The organism is Pseudomonas proteolytica (genome assembly GCF_007858275.1).
In the GTDB taxonomy this organism is placed as follows: Bacteria; Pseudomonadota; Gammaproteobacteria; order Pseudomonadales; family Pseudomonadaceae; genus Aquipseudomonas; species Aquipseudomonas proteolytica.
The window spans coordinates 19,106-42,383 of sequence record NZ_VFEV01000005.1 but is presented as its reverse complement, the minus strand read 5'-3'; the positions used below and the strand labels follow the sequence as shown (position 1 = coordinate 42,383).

The 23,278-nt window shown below is 64.4% G+C and carries 18 protein-coding genes; 11 read left to right on the top strand and 7 right to left on the bottom strand.

Annotated features, from left to right (window positions below; genetic code table 11):
* Positions 1-2: 2 nt before the first annotated feature.
* From FIV38_RS05170 to FIV38_RS05125, 10 genes are all read left to right on the top strand, one after another.
* A complete protein-coding gene (locus tag FIV38_RS05170; RefSeq protein ID WP_032856783.1) occupies positions 3-1,292 on the top strand; it encodes a DotU family type VI secretion system protein in 1,290 nt (429 codons plus the stop codon).
* Positions 1,289-4,789 (top strand): type VI secretion system membrane subunit TssM, encoded by a 3,501-nt coding sequence (gene tssM, locus FIV38_RS05165; RefSeq protein WP_092232148.1) that lies wholly within the window; start codon positions 1,289-1,291, stop codon positions 4,787-4,789. The genes FIV38_RS05170 and tssM overlap by 4 nt, the downstream gene beginning before the upstream one ends.
* Entirely contained in the window at positions 4,786-5,439 is a 654-nt protein-coding gene (gene tagF, locus FIV38_RS05160; RefSeq protein ID WP_092232145.1) for a type VI secretion system-associated protein TagF, read from the top strand. Before tssM ends, tagF begins: the two co-directional genes overlap by 4 nt.
* Positions 5,440-6,159, top strand: coding sequence for a PP2C family protein-serine/threonine phosphatase (locus FIV38_RS05155; protein ID WP_029289857.1), 720 nt, complete (start codon positions 5,440-5,442; stop codon positions 6,157-6,159).
* Complete coding sequence (locus tag FIV38_RS05150) at positions 6,156-9,128, top strand: serine/threonine-protein kinase (RefSeq protein WP_092232142.1); 2,973 nt, start codon at positions 6,156-6,158, stop codon at positions 9,126-9,128. The genes FIV38_RS05155 and FIV38_RS05150 overlap by 4 nt, the downstream gene beginning before the upstream one ends.
* Positions 9,128-9,832, top strand: coding sequence for an ABC transporter ATP-binding protein (locus FIV38_RS05145; protein WP_092232139.1), 705 nt, complete (start codon positions 9,128-9,130; stop codon positions 9,830-9,832). The genes FIV38_RS05150 and FIV38_RS05145 overlap by 1 nt, the downstream gene beginning before the upstream one ends.
* Positions 9,832-11,016: an ABC transporter permease family protein gene (locus FIV38_RS05140; RefSeq protein WP_092232136.1), complete on the top strand. Its 1,185-nt coding sequence runs from the start codon at positions 9,832-9,834 to the stop codon at positions 11,014-11,016. Before FIV38_RS05145 ends, FIV38_RS05140 begins: the two co-directional genes overlap by 1 nt.
* The gene (locus tag FIV38_RS05135) at positions 11,009-12,721 is read left to right on the top strand and encodes a formylglycine-generating enzyme family protein (protein WP_092232131.1); all 1,713 of its coding nucleotides are present in this window, start codon (positions 11,009-11,011) and stop codon (positions 12,719-12,721) included. The genes FIV38_RS05140 and FIV38_RS05135 overlap by 8 nt, the downstream gene beginning before the upstream one ends.
* Positions 12,722-12,804: 83 nt before the next feature.
* A complete protein-coding gene (gene tagQ, locus FIV38_RS05130) occupies positions 12,805-13,734 on the top strand; it encodes a type VI secretion system-associated lipoprotein TagQ (RefSeq protein ID WP_092232128.1) in 930 nt (309 codons plus the stop codon).
* A gap of 125 nt (positions 13,735-13,859) precedes the next feature.
* Positions 13,860-14,234: a helicase gene (locus tag FIV38_RS05125; RefSeq protein WP_090292443.1), complete on the top strand. Its 375-nt coding sequence runs from the start codon at positions 13,860-13,862 to the stop codon at positions 14,232-14,234.
* A gap of 131 nt (positions 14,235-14,365) precedes the next feature.
* Here FIV38_RS05125 and FIV38_RS05120 read toward each other — a convergent pair whose 3' ends face one another.
* The 6 genes from FIV38_RS05120 to exbB all read right to left on the bottom strand — a co-directional run bounded on the left by FIV38_RS05120 (position 14,366) and on the right by exbB (position 21,356).
* On the bottom strand, positions 14,366-15,766 hold the full coding sequence (locus FIV38_RS05120) for an aminoacyl-tRNA deacylase and HDOD domain-containing protein (protein ID WP_070994058.1): 1,401 nt from the start codon (positions 15,764-15,766) through the stop codon (positions 14,366-14,368).
* Positions 15,767-15,972: 206 nt separating this feature from the next.
* Positions 15,973-18,048 (bottom strand): ATP-dependent DNA helicase RecG, encoded by a 2,076-nt coding sequence (gene recG / locus FIV38_RS05115; protein ID WP_029289844.1) that lies wholly within the window; start codon positions 18,046-18,048, stop codon positions 15,973-15,975.
* A gap of 8 nt (positions 18,049-18,056) precedes the next feature.
* Positions 18,057-18,977: a hydrogen peroxide-inducible genes activator gene (locus FIV38_RS05110; protein WP_029289842.1), complete on the bottom strand. Its 921-nt coding sequence runs from the start codon at positions 18,975-18,977 to the stop codon at positions 18,057-18,059.
* A 190-nt stretch (positions 18,978-19,167) separates the two neighbouring features.
* On the bottom strand, positions 19,168-19,914 hold the full coding sequence (locus tag FIV38_RS05105; RefSeq protein WP_029289840.1) for a TonB family protein: 747 nt from the start codon (positions 19,912-19,914) through the stop codon (positions 19,168-19,170).
* Positions 19,911-20,336: a TonB system transport protein ExbD gene (gene exbD / locus FIV38_RS05100; protein ID WP_029289838.1), complete on the bottom strand. Its 426-nt coding sequence runs from the start codon at positions 20,334-20,336 to the stop codon at positions 19,911-19,913. Before exbD ends, FIV38_RS05105 begins: the two co-directional genes overlap by 4 nt.
* 6 nt (positions 20,337-20,342) lie before the next feature.
* On the bottom strand, positions 20,343-21,356 hold the full coding sequence (exbB, locus tag FIV38_RS05095; protein WP_029289836.1) for a tonB-system energizer ExbB: 1,014 nt from the start codon (positions 21,354-21,356) through the stop codon (positions 20,343-20,345).
* Positions 21,357-21,546: 190 nt separating this feature from the next.
* Between exbB and FIV38_RS05090 the strand changes: the two genes are divergently transcribed.
* Positions 21,547-22,398: an NAD-dependent epimerase/dehydratase family protein gene (locus FIV38_RS05090; protein ID WP_029289834.1), complete on the top strand. Its 852-nt coding sequence runs from the start codon at positions 21,547-21,549 to the stop codon at positions 22,396-22,398.
* 99 nt (positions 22,399-22,497) lie between these two features.
* Here FIV38_RS05090 and FIV38_RS05085 read toward each other — a convergent pair whose 3' ends face one another.
* Entirely contained in the window at positions 22,498-23,241 is a 744-nt protein-coding gene (locus tag FIV38_RS05085) for a hypothetical protein (protein WP_092232125.1), read from the bottom strand.
* Between the last annotated feature and the right edge of the window lie 37 nt (positions 23,242-23,278).

The following is a 23,278-nucleotide window of genomic DNA, read 5'->3' as shown; positions in this document are numbered from 1 at the left end:
CGATGCATCCCAATGATGACGACCGCACCCAGTTCATGCCGCGCCCGGGTGGCCGTGCGCCGGAGCCTGCACGCGCAGAACCGGCGCCTTTGTCGATGCCGGCGGCGCCGATCCTCACCGGCAAAAGCCAGGGCCTCAACCCCCTGGAAAGCGCCGCCGGCCCGTTGCTGGCGTTGCTGACACGCCTGCGCAACACCATCGCCCATCCCGCGCCATCGAGCCTGCGTGCGCAGTTGCTGGCCTACCTGCGCCAGTTCGAAGAACGCGCCGAGGCGGCCGGCGTGGCCCGTAACGAGGTACTGCTGGCGCGCTACGCGCTGTGCACCGCCCTCGATGAAGCGGTGCTGAGCACCCCCTGGGGCAGCGCCAGTGACTGGGGCAAGCAGAGCTTGTTGATCACCGTGCACAACGAAGCCTGGGGCGGCGAAAAGGTCTTCCAGCTGTTGGATCACTGCCTGCAAAGCCCGCGCGAGCGCCTGTATCTGCTGGAGCTGTTGTACCTGTGCATGTGCCTGGGTTTCGAAGGCCGCTACCGGGTGATGAACGACGGGCGCAGCCAGTTGGAAGCGTTGCGTGAACGCACGGCGGCGGCGATTCGCAGTGCCCGTGGCGAGCATGAGCGCGAGTTGTCGCCCCATTGGCGCGGCGTGACCGTGGCCCGTGATCGCCTGGCGCAATTCATGCCGCCGTGGATTGCAGTCGCCATCGGCCTGGCGTTGTTGCTGGCGCTGTTGTTTGGCTTGCGCCTGAAGCTGGCGTCGGATGCCGAGCCGGTGTTCAAGAACATCCATGCCCTGGGGGAAATCCCGGTGCAGGCCATCGACCGCCCGGTGGCGCAGCCGAAAATCATCGAGCGCCCGCGCCTGGCGGGCTTTCTGGTGGAAGACATCAAGGCAGGCCGGGTCGCGGTGGAAGATGCCGTTGACCGCTCCGTGGTGACGATCCGTGGCGATGAGCTGTTCGCTTCCGCCAGCTCGAGCATTGTCGATGACTACCAGCCCCTGATGCTGCGCATCGCCGATGCCATCCGCAAGGTCAAGGGCCAGGTGCGCGTGACCGGGCACAGCGATAACCGCCCGATTGCCACCCTGCGTTTCCCGTCCAACTGGGCCTTGTCCGAAGCGCGGGCCAAGTCGGTACTGGAGATTCTCGCGGCCAAGACCGGCCAGGGCGAGCGTTTCAGCGCCGAGGGGCGCAGCGATACCGAGCCGGTGGCGACCAACGCCACAGCCGAAGGCCGTGCCCGCAATCGTCGGGTTGAAATCACCGTATTGGCGGAGGGCGTCGAGTGAAGGCGTTTTTCAGTTTCATGATTCGCTGGGTGATCCCTGTGCTGGGCCTGATTGCCCTGGGCCTGATCATCTGGTTTGTCGGGCCGTTGCTCGACGTGCTGGTCCCCGAAGGCCGGCGCTGGGCACTGATCATCCTGGTCTTCGCGGTGTGGATCGCCTACCGCGTGTTTCGCATCATCCAGGCCCGGCGCCAGGCTGGCGAAGTGATGCGCAGCCTGGCCGCCGAAACCCCGGTCGACCCCAACAGCGTTGCCACCGCAGAAGAACTGGCCACCCTGCGCCAGCGCATGGACGAAGCCCTGGCGTTACTGAAAAAGGCCAAGCTGGGCGGTGACGAGCGGCGCAACCTCTACGAGTTGCCGTGGTACGTGATCATCGGCCCACCGGGCTCGGGCAAGACCACCGCGCTGGTCAACTCCGGGCTGCATTTCCCCCTGGCCGCCCAGTTGGGTGCCGGCGCGGTGCGGGGCGTGGGCGGTACGCGCAATTGCGATTGGTGGTTTACCGATCAAGCCGTGCTGCTGGACACCGCCGGGCGCTACACCACCCAGGACAGCAACTCCACGGTGGATAAAGCGGCCTGGCTGGGCTTTCTCGACCTGCTGAAAAAGCAGCGCGCCCGTCGCCCGATCGACGGCGCCTTTATCGCCATCAGCCTCTCGGACCTGCTGCTGGGCAGCGACGCCGAGCGCGCCGCCCATGCAGCAGCGATCCGCCTGCGCATCCAGGAGTTGTACACCCAGTTGGGCGTGCGCTTCCCGATCTACCTGATGCTGACCAAGCTCGACCTGGTGCCGGGCTTCATGGAGTTTTTCGACAACCTGAGCAAGGAAGACCGCGCCCAGGTGTGGGGCATGACCTTTGCCCTGGACGACGGCAAGCACAGCGACAGCCCGTTGGCCCATTTGCAAAGCGAATTCGCCGGCCTGGAGCAACGCCTCAACGAGCGCTTGGTGGAGCGCCTGCAACAGGAGCGCGACCCGGCGCGGCGCGACCTGATCTACGGCTTCCCGCAGCAGTTCGGTGCCCTGAAGGATTGCCTGCAAGGCTTCCTCGAAGGCGTATTCAAGCCCAATGCGTTTGAAGAGCGCGTGCTGCTGCGCGGCGTCTATTTCACCAGCGGCACCCAGGAAGGCAGCCCGATCGATCGCCTGATCGGCGCCATGGCCCAGAGCATGAACCTCGACCGCCAGCACCTGGCGCGCCAGAGCGGCACCGGGCGCAGTTATTTCATCGAAAAGCTGTTCAGCGCCGTGGCCTTTGCCGAGCGTGGCCTGGTGGGGGTCAACCCGAAGGTCGAGCGCCGTCGCAAATGGCTGGCCCGTGGCGTCCTGGCCGCCACCGTGGCGGTGGTGTTGGTGTTCAGTACGCTGTGGTGGGTGAGTTATCGCGCGAACCAGGCGTATATCGCCCAGGTCGACCACAAGGTCGCTCCACTGGGCCAGGCCGTGCAGACCCTGAGCCCGGCACAGCGCGAGGTGCTGGCCGTGTTGCCGCTGCTCAACGCGGTGAAGAACCTGGCGGGCGATTCGCCAAGCTGGTCCGAAGGCCTGGGGCTGTATCAGGGCGACATGCTCGAAGCCGAATCTGCCAGTGTCTATCGCAAACTGCTGATCGCGGTGTTCGCCCCGCGCCTGGTAACGCGCATCGAAGAGCAACTGCACAGCGGCGGCAGTTCCGACTTCCTCTACGAAGGCTTGAAGGCCTACCTGATGCTGGCTGACAGCGAGCATTACGACCCGGACTTCATCAAGGCCTGGATCGCCCTGGACTGGGACCGCAACCTGCCACGCGACCTGCCCGCCGACCAGCGCCAGGCACTGACCGGGCACTTGCAGGCGTTGTTCGATCGTCACCCACCGAATGCGCGACTCGACCCACGGCTGATCGATGACTTGCGTCGGCAGCTGCAACAACTGCCGGTGGCCCAGCGTGTATACGACCGGGTCAAGCGCCACAAGCTACCCGAAGGCGTGACGGATTTTCGCATCAACGAAGCTGCCGGCCGCGATGCCGCACTGGTATTCAGCCGCAAAAGTGGCAAGCCGCTGGGCGAGCCATTGAGTGGGTTTTTTACTGCCAAGGGCTATCGCCAGGGTTTTTTGCTGACCAGCCTGAACCAGGCCGGCACCCTGGCTGAAGAGCAATGGGTATTGGGGCATGCACCGGCGGATCAACAGAACGTCGCCAGCCTTGCCGCCGATGTGCGGCGCCTGTATTTCCAGGACTATCAGCGCCAGTGGGACGCCTTGCTGGCCGATATCGACTTTGTGCCCATCACCAGCGTGGCCCAGGCGGCCGACGTATTGCGGGTGATTTCCGGCCCGACCTCGCCCCTGAAAAAGCTGCTGGTGGCGGTGGCCAAGGAAACCGATCTGCAGGCTGAAGAGCGCCAACTGGCTGCCAAGGGCGTGCCAGTGGAAGGGGGTGTCGACAAGCTCAAGGAGCGCCTCGGCAGCCTGCTCGGCGAGGCGCAACCGGCGGCCAGCGCGCCAGCCCTCAGCGAAGACCCGGTGACCGCGCACTTTGCCGAACTCAACAGCATCGTCGCCAAGAACGAAGGCGAGCCGGCGGCCATCGACGGCCTGTTGGCGGACATGAATGCGCTGTATGTGCAGGTCAGCGCCATGGTCGGTGCCAGTGGCGATGCCTTGCTCGGCGAAGCCAAGAACCAGGCCGCTGCCGCCGCCACGCGGGTCAGCCTGAATGCCGAGCGCCAGCCGCCGCTGGTGCAAGGCATGGTCAAGTCGGTGGTCAACTCCACCACCAACAGCATGATGGGTGGGGTGCGCAATCAACTGAACGCGGCCTGGGTCAGCGAAGTGGTCAACGTATACCGCCAGTCCCTGGCCGGCCGTTACCCGATGTCCCCTGGCAGTGCCCGCGATGCCACCCTGGACGACTTCGGTCAGTTCTTCGGGGTGGGCGGGGTGATGGACAACTACTTCCGCAAGTACCTGCAGCCCTACGTCGACACCTCCGCGCAGACCTGGCGCTGGCAGCCGGGGGCGGCGCAGAAACTCGGGATCGCGCCGGGTGTGCTGCAAACCTTCCAGCGTGCGGCGACCATTCGTGATGCGTTCTTCCGTGCGGGGGGCACGCAGCCCATCGTGCGTTTCGAGCTCAAGCCTGTGGCGATGGACGCGACCATCACCCAGTTCCTGCTCGACCTCGACGGCCAGCAACTGAGCTACGACCACGGCCCGAGCCGGCCGGTGGCGATGCAGTGGCCGAACCCCGGCAGCAGCGGCGGGGTGCGGATCTCGATCATGCCGCCAGCCGCCAGCGGACGTTCGGGCGTGACCCTGGATGGCCCGTGGGCGTGGTTCCGCCTGCTGGAGCAATCGGAGCTTTCGGCGGGCAATTCGCCGGATCGCTTCAACCTGCGTCTGCGGGTCGATGGCGCCAGCATCGCTTATGAGTTGCGGGCCAACAGCGCCTTCAACCCGTTCAAGAGCCGTGTGCTGAGCGGGTTCAGCCTGCCGGAGCGGTTATGACCACCTTGGGGTTCTACGGCAAGTTGGCCAGTCGCGGGGACTTTGTCAGCCGCGCCTTGCCCCAGAGTTTTATCGGGCCCTGGGACAGTTGGCTGGCCGCCGGCTTGCTGGCCAGTCAACACAGCCTGGGCGGCGATTGGCTCAACGTGTACCTGGTCAGCCCGCTGTGGCGTTTTGTGCTGGCGCCGGGTGTATGCGGGCCGGATGCGGCGGCGGGGGTGGTGATGCCGAGCATTGATCGGGTCGGGCGGTATTTCCCGCTGGCGGTGGTCGCGTTGTTGGATCACGACGCCAATCCAGCGTCCCTGGTGGGCGGCCCGGATGCCTGGTTCGAGCAGGCCGAGGAGTTGTTGCTCAGCACCCTGGACCCCGGCGCCACGTTCGAAGGGTTCAGCGATGGCCTGGAGCGCCTGGGTTTGCCGGGCAGCGAGGCGCGCGCGTTGGACAGCCGCTTCGCCGGCCTGCAGCGGGTTGCCGCCACCGTGCCCCATGCTCGCATGACGGCCCTTGCCGAACAGGCCTGCGAAGGCGCCAGCCTGTGGTGGGGGCGTGGTTCGCAACGCATTTCCCCCGGTTTATTGCGGTGCCAGGGTTTGCCTGCCGCCGGCGATTTTGCGCAATTTCTGCTCGGACAAGAAGGTGTGGTGTAGATGGGGTCGACGTACAAATCCGCGAGCAAAAGCCATGTGGGCATGGTGCGCCAGGTCAATGAGGACGCGTGCCTGGACTTGCCGCAGAACCGCCTGTGGGTGGTGGCCGATGGCATGGGCGGGCATGCCGCAGGCGATTACGTCAGCAGCTTGATCGTCGACAGCCTGCGCAGTCTGCCCGTGGGCCGGTCACTGGACGAATACACCGCGGCGCTGCGCACCGAGTTGAACCGGGTCAACGCGGACGTGCGCGAAGAAACTGCCAACCGCGGCGTGACCATGATGGGCAGCACCGTGGTGCTGCTGGCCGCACGTGGCCTGCGCGGCGTGTGCCTGTGGGCCGGTGACAGCCGCTTGTATCGCCTGCGCGATGGCGAGTTGGAGCGCATCTCCCGCGACCACAGCTACGTGCAGGACCTGCAGGACAGCGGCCTGCTCAGCGAGGCCGATGCGCGGGTGCATCCACGGGCCAATATCGTCACCCGCGCCATTGGCGTGGAGGCGCGACTGGAGTTGTCGGTGGTCGACCTGTTGATCGCCCCCGGTGACAGTTACCTGTTGTGCAGCGATGGCCTGAACAAGACCGTCGAAGACCACGAGATCCGCGATGTACTGAGCCATGCCGAGCCTGACGAAATTGCCCGCAGCCTGGTGCACCTGGGGCTTAACCGCGGTGCGCCCGACAACATCACCACCCTCGTCGTGAAGGTGTCGCCATGACCCTGATCATCCCCGGCTACGACATCGACGGCGAAATCGGCGAAGGCGCCATGGCCAGCGTATACCTGGCGACCCAGCGGTCGCTGGAGCGCAAGGTGGCGTTGAAGGTCATGGCCGCCGCGCTGGCCGCCGACCCGAGCTTTTGCGAACGCTTCCTGCGCGAGGGCAAGACCCTGGCGCGGCTGTCGCACCCGCATACGGTGACGATCCACGACATCGGCAATGTCGGCGAGCTGTATTACATGGCCATGGAATACCTGCCCAACGGCACGCTCAAGGAGCGCATCGCCGCCGGCCTGACGCCGGAACAGGGGCTGGTGTATATCCGCCAGATCGCCTCGGCACTGGGTTACGCCCATGCCCAGGGCCTGGTGCACCGCGACGTCAAGCCGGCGAATATCCTGTTTCGCGCCGATGGCACGGCGGTGCTGTCGGACTTTGGTATCGCCAAGTCCCTGGATGACCGCACGCAGTTCACCCAGGCCGGGTTTGCCGTGGGCACCCCCAGCTACATGAGCCCGGAGCAGGCGCGCGGCCAGGAAATCGACGGCCGCGCCGACCTCTACGCCCTCGGGGTGGTGCTCTATGAAATCCTCGTCGGCCAGTTGCCTTACCGTGGCACCGATGCGCTCTCCACGGCCCTGGCACACCTGACCGAGCCCTTGCCGGAGTTGCCGCTGCACCATGGTCGTTATCAAGAGGTGCTGAAAAAGCTCCTGGCCAAGGACCCGGCGCAGCGTTTCCCGGATGCCACCGCGCTGCTGCTGGCGCTGGATCGACTGCCGCTGGAAGCACCGAAAGACGCGCTGGAGGCGACCTTGATTCGCCCGGTCAACGACTTGGCCGGGTTAACCCCGGTGTCCATCGAAGTGCCCAGCGCCACTGCGCAGCCGCAAGCGGTGCGCCAGCCGGTGGTGGCTCCCACGCCGCCGCGTGCGGTGTCCGAGCAGCGGCGCGGCCCCGTGCTGGCATTGGCCGCCGTGGCGGTGGCGGTGGCGCTGGCCATCGGTGGCGCCAGTTACGGGTGGCTGAGTGACGACGCCCCGCTGCCGCCGCCTGCTGCGCCAGGGCCCGTGACGCCTGCTGCCGTCGCACCGGTGGCAGCCGATATCGACGGCGGCCAGCGCCCGTTGCTGATGGCCGGCAAGAAAACCCTGTTCCAGCGGGTCCTGAGCAAGCCCGGCGCCAAGCTCTCCAGCGCGGCGGGCGGCGCACCGGGCAAGGCTTTGCCGGCGTTTTCCGTGCTCTATGTGTACCAGCGCAAAGACATCGACGGCAGCCCGTGGCTGCGTGTGGGCGCCGCCACCGATGGGCGCAGCGACGGCTGGTTGCCGGCTGTGCATGTCAGCGACTGGAAGCAGAGCCTGGTACTCAAGTTCACCGAGCGTTCGGGGCGTGCGCCGGTGATGTTTCTGCGCCAGGCCGGCGAGGTGGAAAAACTCCTGGCGGATCCAGTCGCGGCGAAGAACCTGTTGCTCAAGGCGCAGAACAACCCCGGCGACAATCAGCAGGTCCTGGCCCTGGAGCCCGCCGCCAGCGCCGTGCCGCAGAATCAGTTCTACCTGTTGCCGATCTTCGATGCCAAAGAGAGCTTCGACGAGAATGGCCAGCCGGTGCAGTTGCTCAATGTGGCCTCCATCGACCCCGGCAGTGCCGCTGCCAAACCGGCGACCCCGGTGATCAGTGCGAATGCCGATGCGTTCCGCACCGCTGTGGTGCTGGTGGTGGACACCACCGTGTCAATGCAGCCCTACATCGACCAAGTGCGCGACGTCGTCCACGAGTTGCAGACCCGCATCGCCGAGCGTGGCGAGTTGGACAGTGTCAGTTTCGGCATGGTCGGCTTTCGCAGCAGCGTGAAGAAAACCCCGGGCCTGGAATACGTGGCCAAGACCCTGATCACCCTCGATCAGGGCCGCGACCCCCAGCGTTTTCTCGATAGGGCGCGGCAGGTCAAGGCCTCGACCGTTTCCAGTCACGCCTTCAACGAAGACGCGTTCGCCGGGGTGATGCAGGCGGTGAACGGTATGGACTGGTCCGGCTATGGCGGGCGCCTGATCCTGTTGGTGACCGATGCCGGCGCCTTGCGCAAGAACGACCCGTTCGCCGCCACCCAGATGAACGAAGCCGAAGTGCGCCAGGCTGCGCTGGGCAAGCAGATCAAGATCTATGCCTTGCACCTGCGCACCGATGCCGGCAAGAAAACCCATGGCGGCGCCGAGTCCCAGTACCGCACCCTGACCGCCGACGCCAACCCGCAGATCGGCGACCTCTACACAGCGGTGCCGGGCGGCGATGTGCGCAAGCTGGGCGAGCGCGTCGATGAGATCGGCACGGTGTTCGCCAACCTGGTGCACCAAGTACGCAGCAACACCCCGCAGCCGGTGCCGTTGCTCAGCAACGCGCCGAGCCTGGCGGACAAATCCGCGGCCGTCGGCTATGCCATGCACATGGACTTCCTCGGCCACAAAGGCGCGAGCCAGGCGCCGCAGCTGGTCAGCGCCTGGACCGCCGACCGCGACCTGACCAACCCCGCGCTGCCGGCGTTCCAGGTCTGCGTGATGCTCACCAAATTGCAGCTCAACGACTTGCAGCAGTCGCTCAAACTGATCGTCGATGCGGCGCGCAAGACCCAGACCTCGCCCAAGGATTTCTTCCAGGAAATCGCCAGCGCCTCGGCCTACATGAGCCGCGACCCGCAGGCATTGCGCAAGGGCGGCAACCTCGCCGATGGCGGCATACTCGGCGAATACCTGGAAGGCCTGCCGTACCGCAGCAAGTCCCTGAACATGACCCAGGACCTGTGGCTGTCGTTGAGCGTGGCCGAACAGGAAGACTTTATCGATGAGCTGGATTCGAAAATCCGCCTCTTTGAGACCTTCCATAACGATGTGGCCAACTGGGTCCGTTTCGGTGATGCCGAGCCGGGCGATGCGTTGTACCGCGTGCCGCTGTCGACGCTGCCTTGATGCTGAACCTGAGCGCGGTGCACAAGAGCCGGGGCGTCGGTAGCCAGCGCTATAGCCTGGTGATTCCAGGGTTGCACCTGTGCGCGGGGGAGCAATTGGCGATTGTCGGGCCCAGTGGCTGCGGCAAAAGCACCCTGCTGGATCTGTTGGCGTTAGTGTTGGCGCCGGATCAGGTGGGCCGGTTTGAATTCAACCAGCTGGATATTGATGGCCTATGGCGTGCCAATCAGCAATCCACGTTGGCCGGGTTGCGCAGCCGGCACCTCGGTTATGTGCTGCAGACCGGCGGCCTGCTGGGTTTTCTCGACGTGCGCAGCAATATTGCCCTGCCCCGGCAACTGTTGGGGCTCAAGGACGACGGCAGCGTGGCGCGCCTGGCGGCGCAGTTGCAGATCAGTGACCAGTTGGCCAAGAAGCCTGGCGCGTTATCGGTGGGCCAGCGTCAGCGCGTGAGTTGCGCCCGTGCCCTGGCCCATGGCCCGCAACTGCTGTTGGCGGATGAGCCAACCGCGTCCCTTGACCCCCTTAATGCCGAGCGTGTCATGCAGGCGCTGCTGACCCAGGCCCGCGAGCACCGTGCCGCCTGCGTGATCGCCACCCATGACGAGCCCCTGGCCCGCGCCAGTGGCTTGCAGGTGCGGCGCATCAGTTGCCAGCGCGACAGCGACGGTGGCGTCACCGCAACCCTTGGGGAGGCGTGCTGATGCGCATTCCTTTGGTAGCGTCCCTCGCTTGGCAGGATTACCGCGACGATGGCTGGTTGTCGGCCTGTTCGGTGCTGGCGCTGGTGGCCGTGATCGCGCCGCTGCTGGTGTTGTTCGGCCTCAAGTTCGGCCTGGTCAGTAGCCTCACCGAGCGCCTGGAGAATGACCCGGCGACCCGGGAAATCATTCCATTGGGCGGTGGTCGATTCAGCCACGCTTTTGTCGAGCAGCTTGCTCAGCGCAGCGATGTGGCGTTCGCCATCCCCCGCACACGGCAGATCGCGGCCACGGCCCAGGTAGGCGCGCTGATCCTGGAAATGTTGCCGACCGCGCCGGGTGATCCGTTGCTGAGCGGGCTGCCCGTGCCCGCAGGCCTGGACCAGATCGTGCTGAGCCACACCGCCGCCGAGAAGCTCGCGGCGCGGCCGGGGGATTGGCTGCAAACCCGCTTTGCGCGGCAAGTGGCCGGGCGTGTCGAGGCCCAGGGCACGCGGCTGCAGGTGCTGGCGGTATTGCCTCTGGAGGCATTCGCCCGGGATGGATTGTTTGCCGGTTTGAGCCTGCTGGAAGCGGCGGAAGATTACCGTGATGGCCGGGCGGTACTGGCGCTGGGTTGGCCGGGTGACGCGGCAGGCGAGGGCGCGCAGCGGGTGTATCCGGGGTTTCGATTGTATGCGCGCAGTCTCAGTGATGTAGAGCCGCTGCGGGTGCATTTCGCTGCGCAGAACCTGTTGGTCTCGACCCAGGTGCTGAGCATCGCCCAGGTGCAGTCGCTGAGCCGCAACTTGTCCATCGTGTTCTGGATCATCGCCGGCCTGGCCTTGGCGGGAGCATTTGCGGCGATCTTCGCCGGGGCGCTGGCCGCCGTGGCGCGCAAGCGCCGGGAGTTGTCGGTGTTGCGCCTGCTGGGGTTTTCCACGGGCGCGCTGTTGCTGTTCGTGACGTTGCAGGCGCTCTACGGCGCAGGGTTTGCCGCGCTGCTCAGTGCCGGCCTGTATGGCTTGGCCGAGGCCGGTTTGAATCGATTATTCGTGCAGGTGCCGGGCGAATACGCCAGCCATCTGCTGGTGCGGCATTACGCCCTGGCGCTGGTCGCGGTGCTCGGCGTCAGCGCCGTGGCGGCCGCGTGTGGTGGGTGGCGTGTGGCGCGTATCCAGGCTTGCGAGGGAATCAGAGATGTATAAGTTGTTGGGCGCCGCCGTGGCGCTGAGCCTGGCTGCTGGGGCCTGGGCCGATGAGGCCGGCGACAAACTGGACAACCCCAAGCCTTTGGCCGATGACGTCAGCCTGCCGCTGCCGTGCGGGGGCCATATGGTGTTTCGCTACGCCTATGTCTTGGCCCAGGGCACCCTGGACGACCGTGAAGTCAGCCTCGGCTACCCGTTCAGCGAAGGCGAGGCGGGCTACAAGCAGTCGTTTATCTCCGGCTATCGCCGCGACTTCATCAACGGCCAATTCACCCTCAAGGATTTGCCCAAGGGCTGGAACAAGGTCATCGCGCCGCTGATGCCCAAGACCGACGCCAAGACCCCGCTCAAGCCGATGCTCTACTTTATCGGCAAGTACGAAGTGACCGCGCGCCAGTATGCCCAGGTCATGGCCCAGGCCCAGTCGTTGGCCAGCGGCGAGCCAGCCCCGGCGTGCGAGGTGCCTGAGGGCATGGCCGGGCGCCTGCCCAAGGTCAAGCTGTCGCGGTTTGAAGCCGAGCGTTTTGCAGCGGTGTACAGCGCCTGGTTGATGAAATATCACCGCGAGTTGTTGCCGGTCAGTGGTCGCGGATCTTCGGCAGAGGATGGCGGCCTGGGCTTTGTGCGGCTGCCCACCGAAGTGGAATGGGAGTTCGCCGCACGCGGCGGCCAGGCGGTGAGCCGCCAGGACCTCGAAGGCCGGCTGTTCCCACGGCGCATCGAGGGCAGCGACAGCGACGGCCCGCTGGGCGATTGGGCGGTGTTCAACCAGGTCGCCGGCGGCACCGGCCAGGCCGCGCGGCTGATGCCCATCGGCACCAGGTTGCCGAACCCTATCGGCATGTTCGACGTGATCGGCAACGCCGCCGAAATGGTCCAGGAGTCGTTCCAACTGGTCCATGCCGGCCGCCGCCAGGGCACGTATGGCGGCTTTATCGTCAAGGGTGGCAACTACCTGGAAGGCGAGGGCACGCTGTTCACCGGCATGCGCCGCGAGTACCCGCTGTTCGGCGCCGATGGCACCGAGCAAAGCAACGAAACCACCGGTTTTCGCGTAGCGATCGGAGCACTGTCGGCACCGCGTTCACGCTACAACGAACTGTTTGCGCAGTGGCAGAAAGAGGGGCGCCTGGCCGCGCTGACCGATGCCATCGACGACGCCCAGGACCCGACCAAGCGCCTGGACAGCATCATCGCCGCCAGCGTCGACCCGCGGCTGCAGGCCGAGTTGGGGCTGGTCAACGAAGAGCTCAAGCGCAATGTGTCGCTGATTGCCCAGCAACGTGAGGAGGCGGCCGGCAACCTGATCCAGTCTGCCGCCCTGGTGGCCGAGACCATCAATAACTACAACATCCGCCTGATCAATCTGCAGAAAAGTCGCCAGCAGTCCCTGGACGCCAAGGACGAGGCCAGCGCGCAGCTGTTCGCCACGGCCATCGCCAATGGCCGCAGCGCGCTGGACGGTGCGGTGGCGATCTATATCGACAACCTGGCCACCGGCACGCGCTACACCGATGCGGTGATCCAGGCGCAGTTTCAAAGGGTCAAGCAAGAGTTGGAGCGCAAGCCGGTATTGGGCAAGAGCCTGATGACGCGCGCGACGTTGTTCGTTCGCCATGTCGGTAACTATCGCAAACAACAGCGAGCCGACCCGGCAACGATTTTGAAGGAATTGCTCGCAGCGAGCGGTCAGCGGTCTTGATCGCTCGCAGGCTGGCGAGCTTGGAAGGGACTCAGGCGGCATGGGCCGTGCTGGGCAAGTCAAACTTAAAAGAGAACACACCTATGCTTTTTTCCCGTAAGGCGGTTTCCAAGCGTTACTTGCTGCTGATCGCGGCTGGTTTCAGCACCGTGTTGACTGGTTGCGCCACGTCGCCGGCCTCCAAGGTCGCGTCGAGCACCAAGGTCGAGTACTACCCCAATTGCTACGAGCCTGTGCAGCACTTGCGTGCCACCGATTCGGACATGACCAAGTCGGTCGTCACCGGCGCTGCCCTCGGCGCGGCGGGTGGTGCGCTGCTGGGCGCCTTGACCGGGGATTCGGACAAGCGCGGCCGCAACGCCGCCATTGGTGCAGCGGGCGGTGCCCTGGCAGGTGGCGCGGCGGGTTACTACACCGAGCGCCAGAAGCAGATCAGCGACGACAACCAGCGCATCGCGTCCTACGCCGCTGACTTCAACAAAAGCGCCTCCGACATCGACCGCAGCACCGCGTACGCCAAGGCGTCCCAGCAGTGCTACCAGAGCGCGTTCACCAAGCTTGTGGCCGACCGCAAGGCCAAGACCGTCAACGACACCGAAGGCCGCAAGCGCCTGGCGGAAATCGTCTCCGGCCTCAAGGAGTCCAATGACCTGATCGTCGCGGTCAATGGCAAGGCCAGCGAAGACCTGAACAACTACACCCAGGCCTACGAGAAAGACCTGCAACAGGTGGGTGTGCAGCGTAATGATGTGGTGACCGTGGCCACCGCCGATACCACCAAGACCGTGGTCCCGGCGAAGAAAGGCAAATCCACCGGCAAAGTCGTGACCAAGCGTCCGCCACTGCCAAAGGTGCCGACCGAAGCGGTGGGCACCGAGAAAAGCATCCTGACCGCCAAGGTCAAGCAGACTGAAAGCAAGCAGGTGGCCAGCGCCGGTAAAGCACAGATCGAAGGCACTTGCCGCGATCCGAACCTGGCCGACTGGGCGCCGGTACCTTGCCCTAACGTTTAAGCCAAGTTGTTGCTATAAGCGGTAAACGCCAGCCGATCTCCTGCTAACGCGGGAGATCGGTAGCGTTCCGCGCACAAATCGTTAAACTGCTGCGGCCACCCAATAATTACACTGAGGCCGTGTGCATGAAATTTCGTTTTCTCCTGTGGGTGCTGGGCCTGATGATGGCCAAAGCCAGCCGCAACAACCCCGCGTTCCAACAGCAGTTGGGTGACAAGGACCTGGCGTTCCAGCTGCAGACCCTCGACGGCAAGGTTGCCCGTCACTTCATCGTCAAAGACCAGCGCATCACCAGCCGTTCGGGTGTCCACCCGGAGCCTGCGTTCGCCATTGCCTTCAAAGACGCCGCCTATGGCTTCGCCACCATGCAGGCGAAGAACAAGCAACTGGCGTTCATGACGGGGATTCAGGACAAGTCGATCCAGATCAAGGGCAACCCGGCGCTGGTGATGTGGTTCCAGGGGTTGACCAAGTACTTGAAGCCGAAGAAAAAGAAGTAGGGCTTCAGTCAGACCGAGGTGAGCGCTTCGCGAGCAAGCCCGCTCCCACATTTGATCGGGTTCCAACTTTGGAATGCAGTCAAATGTGGGAGCGGGCTTGCTCGCGAATAGCGGTTTGACAGACGCCCGCTCTAGCCCTGGCTGAACTGCGACGCCAACTCCCGCAGCAGCACCTCAGCATCCAGCACCTTGCTCACCACATCCTCTGCCTTGCTGCGGTCCAGGCCCAGGCGTTCCAGCAGCTCGTCCGGAATCTCGGCTTCCGGCCCCGAGCCAATCCCACGCCCGCGCAGCAAGCGCACGGCCAGGCACACCAGGTTGGGGTATTCGGCGTACTGGCCGTCGTAGCTCGGGTCGTGCTGGAAGCGCAAGGCCGTGGACAGTTCTTGCGGCATGTCCCAGTAACGCATCAGCCAGGCGCCGATCTGCTCGCGGCTGATTCCCAGCAAGTGTTGCTCGACATAGCTGTGGCACAGGTGCGGGTTGACCTCCAGGTGCCGGCAGATCAGTGAGAAGTGCGGCGGGAACACGTGGGCCAGCAACAGATAGCCAAAGTTGTGCAGCAGGCCCGCCAGGTAGGTCAGGCCGGCTTCCGGGCGCTGGGCGCGGGGCATGGCGCGGGTCAGGCCTTCGATCACCGCCGCGGTGTAGATCGACTGGTGCCAGTAAGGCGTGGCCTGTTGCGGATGGTCCTTGGGCAGGCTCAGGGTCTTGCCCAGCGCCAGGCCCAGGGCCAGGTTGATCACCAGGTCGAAGCCCAGCACGCGGACAATGGCGTCCTCTACCGAGCGGATCTTGCCCGGCGAGGCGTAGTACGGCGATGCCGCCCAGCTCACTACTTGCGCGGCCAGGGCCGGGTCGGTTTCCACGACGCCAGTGATGTCATCGATGGTCGCGTTGGGATCGACCCGCAGCTTGATGATCTTCTGCGCGGTGTCGGCCAGCGGCGGGATCTCGATGGTGGCTTCCAGGCGTTGCTGGATACGCCGGGCGGTAAACGCCTGCATCGCTTGGGAGATCTCGTCGCGGTCGTCGTTGGGGCGGTCGAAGTTGGGTCGGATGCTGCTCAAGGGCTCGCCGAAGTTGGCCGCACTGGCCTTGCTTAGCATGCGCTTGAAGTCATCGCTGGCGATTTCCAGCAGCACCGTGGCTTCGCCCGAATGCACCAGTAAGGTCGGCTCGCGTAGCAGGCTTTCTTCGTACAGGCACGGCGAACTGGTCAGCGGTGGCAGGCCAGGCAGCAGGCTCAGGCTGTGTTTGCCGAGCATGCGCTCCAGGCGTTCCGGTGCCACGGCGGTGAGGTTGCGGCCGGTCAGTTCGGTAAGGCGATTGAGATCCAGCAGTTGGCTCTGGGGGAACAGCACCATCAGGGCGCCCACGGCATCGTCGAGCAGCACCGCTTGAACCTTGCGAGCGGGGTTCAGGCCTGGATGTTCGATGACTTCCTTGTAGCTGACGGCGAGTTTTGCGAGCAGGTCCCGAATGACCGAGGGTGCGGTCGGTGGGGCTGTGGCGTGGGCTACTTCTGACATGGCCGGATCCAATTTCCTACATTTGCTTGGAGTATAACCAGCTTGGTCCGGCTGAGGGGGGTCTAACTGTGGTTTGTGATGGTGGTCCCCATTCCTGGAGGAGCGAGCTTGCTCGCGAAGAACCTTGACGGTGACGCGGGGCACCGCCATATCCGTGGCGCCTGGGTGTTCTTCGCGAGCAAGCTCGCTCCTACAGGGGGGCTGGGTCAGACCTGACCGTATTGCTGGCCGTGGCGCAGCCAGCGATCCAGCAGCGGGCTGACGTGGTGCGGCCAGCGTTCCAGCAGGGCCTGGGCGGCGTCGCGCACGGCGGGCAGCAGGTCGGCGTCGCGCATCAGGTCGGCCACCTTGAATTGCAGCAGCCCGGTCTGGCGGGTGCCGAGCATCTCGCCGGGGCCGCGCAGTTCCAGGTCCTTTTCGGCGATCACGAAGCCGTCGTTGGTCTCGCGCATGATCCCCAGGCGCTGGCGGCCAATCTGCGACAGCGGTGGATGGTAGAGCAGCACGCAGTGGCTGGCGGCACTGCCCCGGCCGACACGCCCGCGCAGTTGGTGCAGTTGCGCCAGGCCCAGGCGTTCGGGGTTTTCGATGATCATCAGGCTGGCGTTGGGTACATCCACGCCGACTTCAATCACGGTGGTGGCCACCAGCAGTTGCAGGTTGCCGGCCTTGAACTCGGCCATCACCGCGGCTTTTTCCGCAGGTTTCATGCGCCCATGGATCAGCCCGACCTTGAGCTCGCCCAAGGCGCTGGTGAGGTCTTCGTAGGTGGTTTCGGCAGCCTGGCAGGTCAGCTCTTCGGATTCTTCGATCAGCGTGCACACCCAATAGGCCTGGCGCCCTTCCGCGCAGGCGCCGCGCACGCGTTCGATCACTTCGACGCGGCGGGTGTCGGTGACCAACACCGTGTTGACAGGCGTTCGGCCCGGCGGCAGTTCGTCGAGGATCGAGGTATCGAGGTCGGCGTAGGCACTCATGGCCAGCGTGCGTGGGATCGGGGTGGCGGTCATGATCAACTGGTGCGGGTTCATTCGCCCGCCCACGCCTTTTTCACGCAGGGCCAGGCGTTGCTGCACGCCGAAACGGTGCTGCTCGTCGATGATCACCAGGGCCAGGTTCTTGAATTTAACCTCATCCTGGAACAGCGCGTGGGTGCCGACCACCATCGGCGCGCCGGCGGCGATCTGCTCCAGGGCGGCCGTGCGGTTCTTGCCTTTGAGCTTGCCCGCCAGCCACGCCACTTCCAGGCCCAGGGGTTCGAGCCAGCGCTTGAAGGTGATGAAGTGCTGCTCGGCGAGGATCTCGGTCGGCGCCATCAGCGCCACCTGGTAACCAGCCTCCAGGGCCTGCAGCGCAGCCAGGGCGGCGACCACGGTCTTGCCGGCCCCGACATCGCCCTGGATCAGGCGCAGCATGGGTTCTTTCTGACTCAGGTCGTAGGCGATTTCATTGCCTACGCGCTGCTGCGCACCGGTCGGCGCAAAACCGAGGTTGGCCAGGTATTGCGCGGGCAGGCGCGTGGCCTTGGGCATCGCTGGCGCGCGCAGGGAACGCATGCTTTCGCGCAGGCGTTGCTGGGACAGTTGATGGGTCAGCAGCTCTTCGAAGGCCAGGCGATGTTGGGCCCAGTGATGACCCAGGGCCAACTCATCCACGTCCGCGTCGGCCGGTGGATGATGCAGGTAGCGGATCGCGTCAGCCAGGGGCGCCAACTGGTAATCGCGGGCCAGCTCTTGCGGCAGCCAGTCGGGCAGGCTTTGCGGGCCGAGCAGGGTCAGGGTTTGCATGCATAGCTGGCGCAGGCGCTGTTGCGTCAGGCCTTCGGTGAGCGGGTAGATGGGGGTGAGGGTGGTGTCTACCGGCGGCGGTTCGTCGCCGGTAATGGCGCGATATTCCGGATGGTAGATTTCCAGGCCCGATGCGCCCGGCCGGGCTTCGCCGTAGCAACGCACACGAGTGCCACGCTTGAGGCCTTCCTTTTGCGCGTTGCTGAAATGGTAGAAGCGCAGGCTCAGGCCACCGGTGCCGTCCTGCAGGCGCACCACCAGGCTGCGGCGCTTACCCATCACCACATCGGCACCGCTGACGGTGCCTTCGACCACCGCATCCTGCCCAGGGCGCAGATGGCCGATGGGCACTACGCGGGTGCGGTCCTGATAGCGCAAGGGCAGGTGAAACAGCACGTCCTGGAGGTTTTCCAGGCCAACCTTGGCCAGTTTCTCGGCCATGGCGTCACCGACACCCTTGAGTGCCGTCACCGACACCTGCGACAGCTCTGTCATACGCTTGCTTAGCTCGCAGCAGGCGGCTTGGCCACCGAACACAGACGGATCGAGTCGGCGAGGATATCAATCGCTTTCGGGCGCGGGAAACTGGCACGCCAGGCAATCGCCACGGTACGGAACGGCACGGGCGGGGTGAGCGGACGCACTTCAATCACGCCGGCGGCGTAGTGATGGCTGTCCACGGCCGACAACGGCAGGATCGAAATACCCAGGCCGGACGCCACCATATGGCGAATAGTTTCCAGGGAGCTGGATTCGACCGTGGTGTGCTTGGCGCCGTCATTGCCCTTGGTCAGGGTCGGGCAGGCTTCCAGGACCTGGTCGCGGAAGCAGTGACCCTCACCGAGCAGCAGCAGGCTCTTGTCGTTGAGCAGGCCGGCGTCGATCGTGTCTTTCTTCGTCCACGGGTGAGAGGCGGGCATCAGCACGTAGAATGGCTCGTCGTAGAGCGGCAATGTCAGCACATCGGCTTCATTGAACGGCAGGGCGATGATGATCGCGTCCAACTCACCGTTGCGCAGTTTGTCGCGCAGTACGTGGGTGAAGTTTTCTTCGATATACAGCGGCATCTGCGGCGCGACGCGGTGCAGTTGCGGGATCAGGTGCGGGAACAGGTATGGGCCGACGGTGTAGATCGCACCGACTTTGAGCGGCGCGGTCAGTTGGTTCTTGCCGGCCTGGGCCAGTTCACGAATGCTCTGGGCCTGCTCCAGCACCTTCTGGGCCTGGGCCACAATACCTTCGCCGACCGGGGTGAGGCGCACGGCGCTTTTGCTGCGCTCGAAAATCAGCACACCGAGTTCGTCTTCAAGCTTTTTCACGCCCACCGACAGCGTCGGCTGGCTGACATGGCAACGTTCGGCGGCATGGCCGAAGTGTTGCTCTTGGGCGAGGGTCACGATGTAGCGTAATTCTGTAAGAGTCATAGCGGGCGTCCATGAGGTTGCGGGCCAAGCATACCGGCTGCAATCGATAGGCGCACGTTATCAGAACTAGAGTGGGGATTGAGCGGTTTGTGCGGGGGATTTTGCTTAACGCTCAAGCGGGTCCTGAATGTGAGAGGGGGCTTGTCGGATCGCCGCACCGCTGCGATCCGCCAAGCCCGCTCCCACTGGGTCAGCGGCGGCGCTTCTCGATGTTGTAGACAAACGGCGCAACGATTTCGATGCTGCCGTTTTTCAACATATCGGCCGGTGGCTTGGGCAGCGGCTGGGCACGGCGGATCATCTCCAGGGTAGCGCGGTCCAGATCGGCGTTTCCGGAGCGGCCCACCAGCTCATAGGACAGCACCTTGCCTTCGGCATCCACCACGAACCGCAAGCGGTTCAAGCCTTCCTTGCCACGGGCCTGGGCGCCTGGCGGGTACTTCTTGTACTTCGCCAAGTGACCGAGCAGCGTACTTTCCCACGTTGCCTTGGCCGCGATCTGCGCCGGCGAAGGGCCGGGTTGCGGCTGCGCCGACTTTTCCGAAGGCGCATTATTCGCCGGGCTTTCGCTTGGCGGATCCTCGGAAGGTTTCTCCTTGGGCGGCTCGATCTTCTTCTCAGGCTTGGGCGGCTGTGGCTTGGGCTTGGGTTTGACCGGCTTGGGCACGGAAATCGTCGGCTTGGGGGCCTCTGCCAGTTTCGGCAATGGCAGCTCTTCCACCGGTGCTGGCGGTTGTGGAGGCGTCACCACCTTCGGCGGGGCCGGAGGCGGTGGGGCCGGCAGCGGCGCCAGGTCGATGACCATGGCTGCCGGTGGCAACTGCACCATATGTGGCGCCGACCACTGGTACGCGAGGATGATCGCGACGGCGTGGACGCCCAGCACGACGGCGAGGCTGGTGCCATAACGCGTCAGTTTGTGGCGCGTCGTGATCATTTTTTGGCTGCCGTCTCAAGTCCGACCAGACCGACCTTGAGGTAGCCGGCTGCCCGCAGGGCATCCATCACGCTCATCAGGTCGCCGTAGTCCACGCCTTTGTCGGCCTGGAAGAAGATCGTCGTGTCTTTCTTGCCCTGGGTACGGGCGTCGAGCACTGCGCCGAGGGTTTCGGATTTGACTTCTTCTTCGCCCAGGAACAGGCGCTGGTCCGCCTTGACGCTGAGGAACACCGGTTTCTCCGGCCGGGGCGCGGGTTTCGCGCTGGAGGCGGGGAGGTCGACCTTGATGTCCACCGTAGCCAAGGGTGCTGCCACCATGAAGATGATCAGCAGCACCAGCATCACGTCGATAAACGGCGTGACGTTGATTTCGTGGTTCTCGACGAGCTCGTCGTCACCTTGATTCAAATGCAGGCCCATGGCCGATTACCCCACTTTCACCATGTGCGGTTGCGAGCTGCGCTCGGTAGGCAGGTGATCGAGGTCACGGCTGACCAGCAACAGGACTTCTGCCGAAGCGTCCGACACCTGGGCCTTGTAGCCGGCGATCGAACGGGCGAACACGTTGTAGATCACCACCGCAGGAATCGCGGCGACCAGGCCCAGCGCAGTTGCCAGCAGGGCCTCGGCGATGCCGGGGGCGACAACGGCGAGGTTGGTGGTCTGGGTCTTGGCGATGCCGATGAAGCTGTTCATGATGCCCCACACGGTACCGAACAGACCGACGAACGGCGCGGTGGAACCGATGGTTGCCAGCACGCCGGTGCCGTTGCTCATGTTGCGACCGCAGGCCGCTACCAGGCGCTCGAGGCGGAAGCTCACGCGTTCCTTGATGCCTTCTTTTTCGCGGGTGTTGGCCGACAGGCGCATTTCTTCCAGTGCGTCGTGCACCAGCAGGTGCGCCAGGGTGCCCTTGATGGCCGCGCTTTCGCTGGCTTCTTTAAGGGTGGTGGCTTTTTTCAGGTTGACGATTTCATTGCGCAGGCGGCGTTTGGCGCCCAGCAGTTCGAAGCCTTTGGCGATCCAGATGGTCCAGGTGATGATCGAGGCGATGGCCAGGCCGATCATCACGATCTTCACGATGATGTCAGCGTTCTGGTACATGCCCCACGGCGACAGGTCGTGTGCCATGCCCAGGGTGTTGTCTTCTTCCAGGACCACACCGGTTTCATCTTCCGGGGTCACACCCTCGGCGGCGACCGGGTCGGTGGCGGCAGGTGCGGCAGCCGGGGCACCTGGTACGGCGGCATTTTGCTCAGGTGCAGCGGCCGCAGCCGGGGCTGGTGCCGTAGCGGCAGGCGGGGTCGCCGGCGCCGTGGCATCTGCAAACGCGGCGGTCGGTGCCAGCAGGGCGCTGAACAGCACCGCAGCAATCGCGCGCCAGGCGCGGGATGGGCTGTGAGGCTTGGTTGGCGAAGCGGGGAGGTTATTGCGTGTCATGCTGGCCGGACCTGAGAGTTGAAAATAAATAGTTGTCCTGCCAGGCCAGAGGACGGCCGAGGACAAATGGGCGGTTATTATTGCAAGTAATTCTTGTTAACAGAAGTAATACAGTAACTTTATTTGTGCTTTTTCTGGCCGCTGGTCACCTGTGAGGGCTAATCTAGACCTTTGAGAACGGAGTTTTGTGATGTCTGCGCCTTCTGTGGTGATTGCCGGTTGTGGTGATGTAGGTAGTCGGCTGGCGAGTCAATTGCTGGCCGCGGGATGGGAGGTTCATGGCCTGCGGCGCAATGTCGCGCGCTTGCCGGAAGGGGTGATTGGCATTGCCGGCGACCTGTTCAATAAAGAGTGTCCCGACACGTGGCCGATCGGCGGCGTGGATTACCTGGTGTACTGCGCCGCTGCAACCGATCACGACGAGGCGGGCTACCGCAAGGCTTATGTCCAGGGCCTGCAGCATGTGCTGGAGTGGCTGGGCGACTATGGCCAGGAACCCAAGCACCTTGTTTTCGTCTCCAGCAGCAGTGTCTACGGCCAGCAAAACGGTGAATGGGTCGATGAAACCTCGCCCACCCAGGCCGTCGGCTATTCCGGGCAGGTGATGTTGGAGGCCGAGCAAGTGGCGTTCGACAGCGGTATCCCGGCTACGACTGTGCGCTTGACCGGGATCTACGGGCCTGGACGTGAATGGTTGTTGAGCCAGGTGCGCCAAGGCTATCGCGTGGCGGTCGAGCCGCCTTTATATGGCAACCGCATACATGTCGATGACGCGGCAGGCCTGCTGGCTTATCTGCTGCTGCATGTAGAGCAGGGCGGAGCGTTGGAGAAGGTCTATATCGGTGTCGACAACGCGCCCGCACCGCTGGCCGAAGTCGTTGACTGGTTGCGTGGCTACCTTGGGGTGACCGAATGGGCCGAAGACGCCAGCGTGCGCCGCGCGGGCAGCAAGCAGTGCAGTAATGCGCGGGCTAAGGCACTGGGCTGGTCGCCCACCTATCCGAGTTACCGCGAAGGCTACGCGGCCATCCTCAAAGGCTGAGCACTACCGGCTTGAGTGGGAGCTGGCTTGTCGGGTCGCCGCATCGCTGCGATAGCATCACCTTGGTGTCACTGACACACCGAGGTGCCTGCAGTGACTTTACTGTTTATCCAGCAACCACTGGCGTGGCCCCGGGGTGAACGAAGGTACTTCGTCGGCCTGGGACGTATTGATCGCCTGGAAAATTTCCAGTTGCTTGTCATTGCGGCTGAAGATCCACGGGTTGCCCTGGCCGCCTTGTTGCAGCCAGATGCTGTCGTAGCCGCCGCTCATGGAGGCGCAATCGCCGGCCAGGCACAGTGAGTATTGGTCTACGCCGGGCAGGCCGGTGACTTGGCCGTTGGCCTGGAACTGCACTGTCGCGCCGACGCCATTGCCGCTGGTGATTTTCCAGCTACCGCCCATATAGGCCGAATACAGCGCCCGTTCGAAGTTGGCACCCAGGGGCGCGCCTTCGGGAGCAGGGTCCTTGGGCCGGTCAAAGAGCTGTTCGGGCTCATTGTCGTTGGCCACTTGCAGCAACTGCTTGCCATCACGCTTGAGTTCGGTGGTTGAGCTACCGTAGAAATCGACATTCCAGGTGCCTGACTTTTCACCTTCCAACGTGCCTTCAGGGCGTTCAAAACCGTTGAAGTAGCGCGCTTGGTTGGCCCGGGTATTGACCTCCCATTCGAGGTTCGGACCATAGGCCTGCAGGGCTTCACGCAAAGGGCCGCCCTTGGACGCCGCATCGATGGCGACCTGGTTGATCCAGGTGCCGCTCACATCCCGGGCGGCAGGATTGCTGGCGCAGCCGCCAAGGAACAGGGTGAGCAGCGTGGAGGCAACGAGCGCTTTGCGCATTACGAAATCCTTTTAAAACGAAGTCGGCGCAACCCCT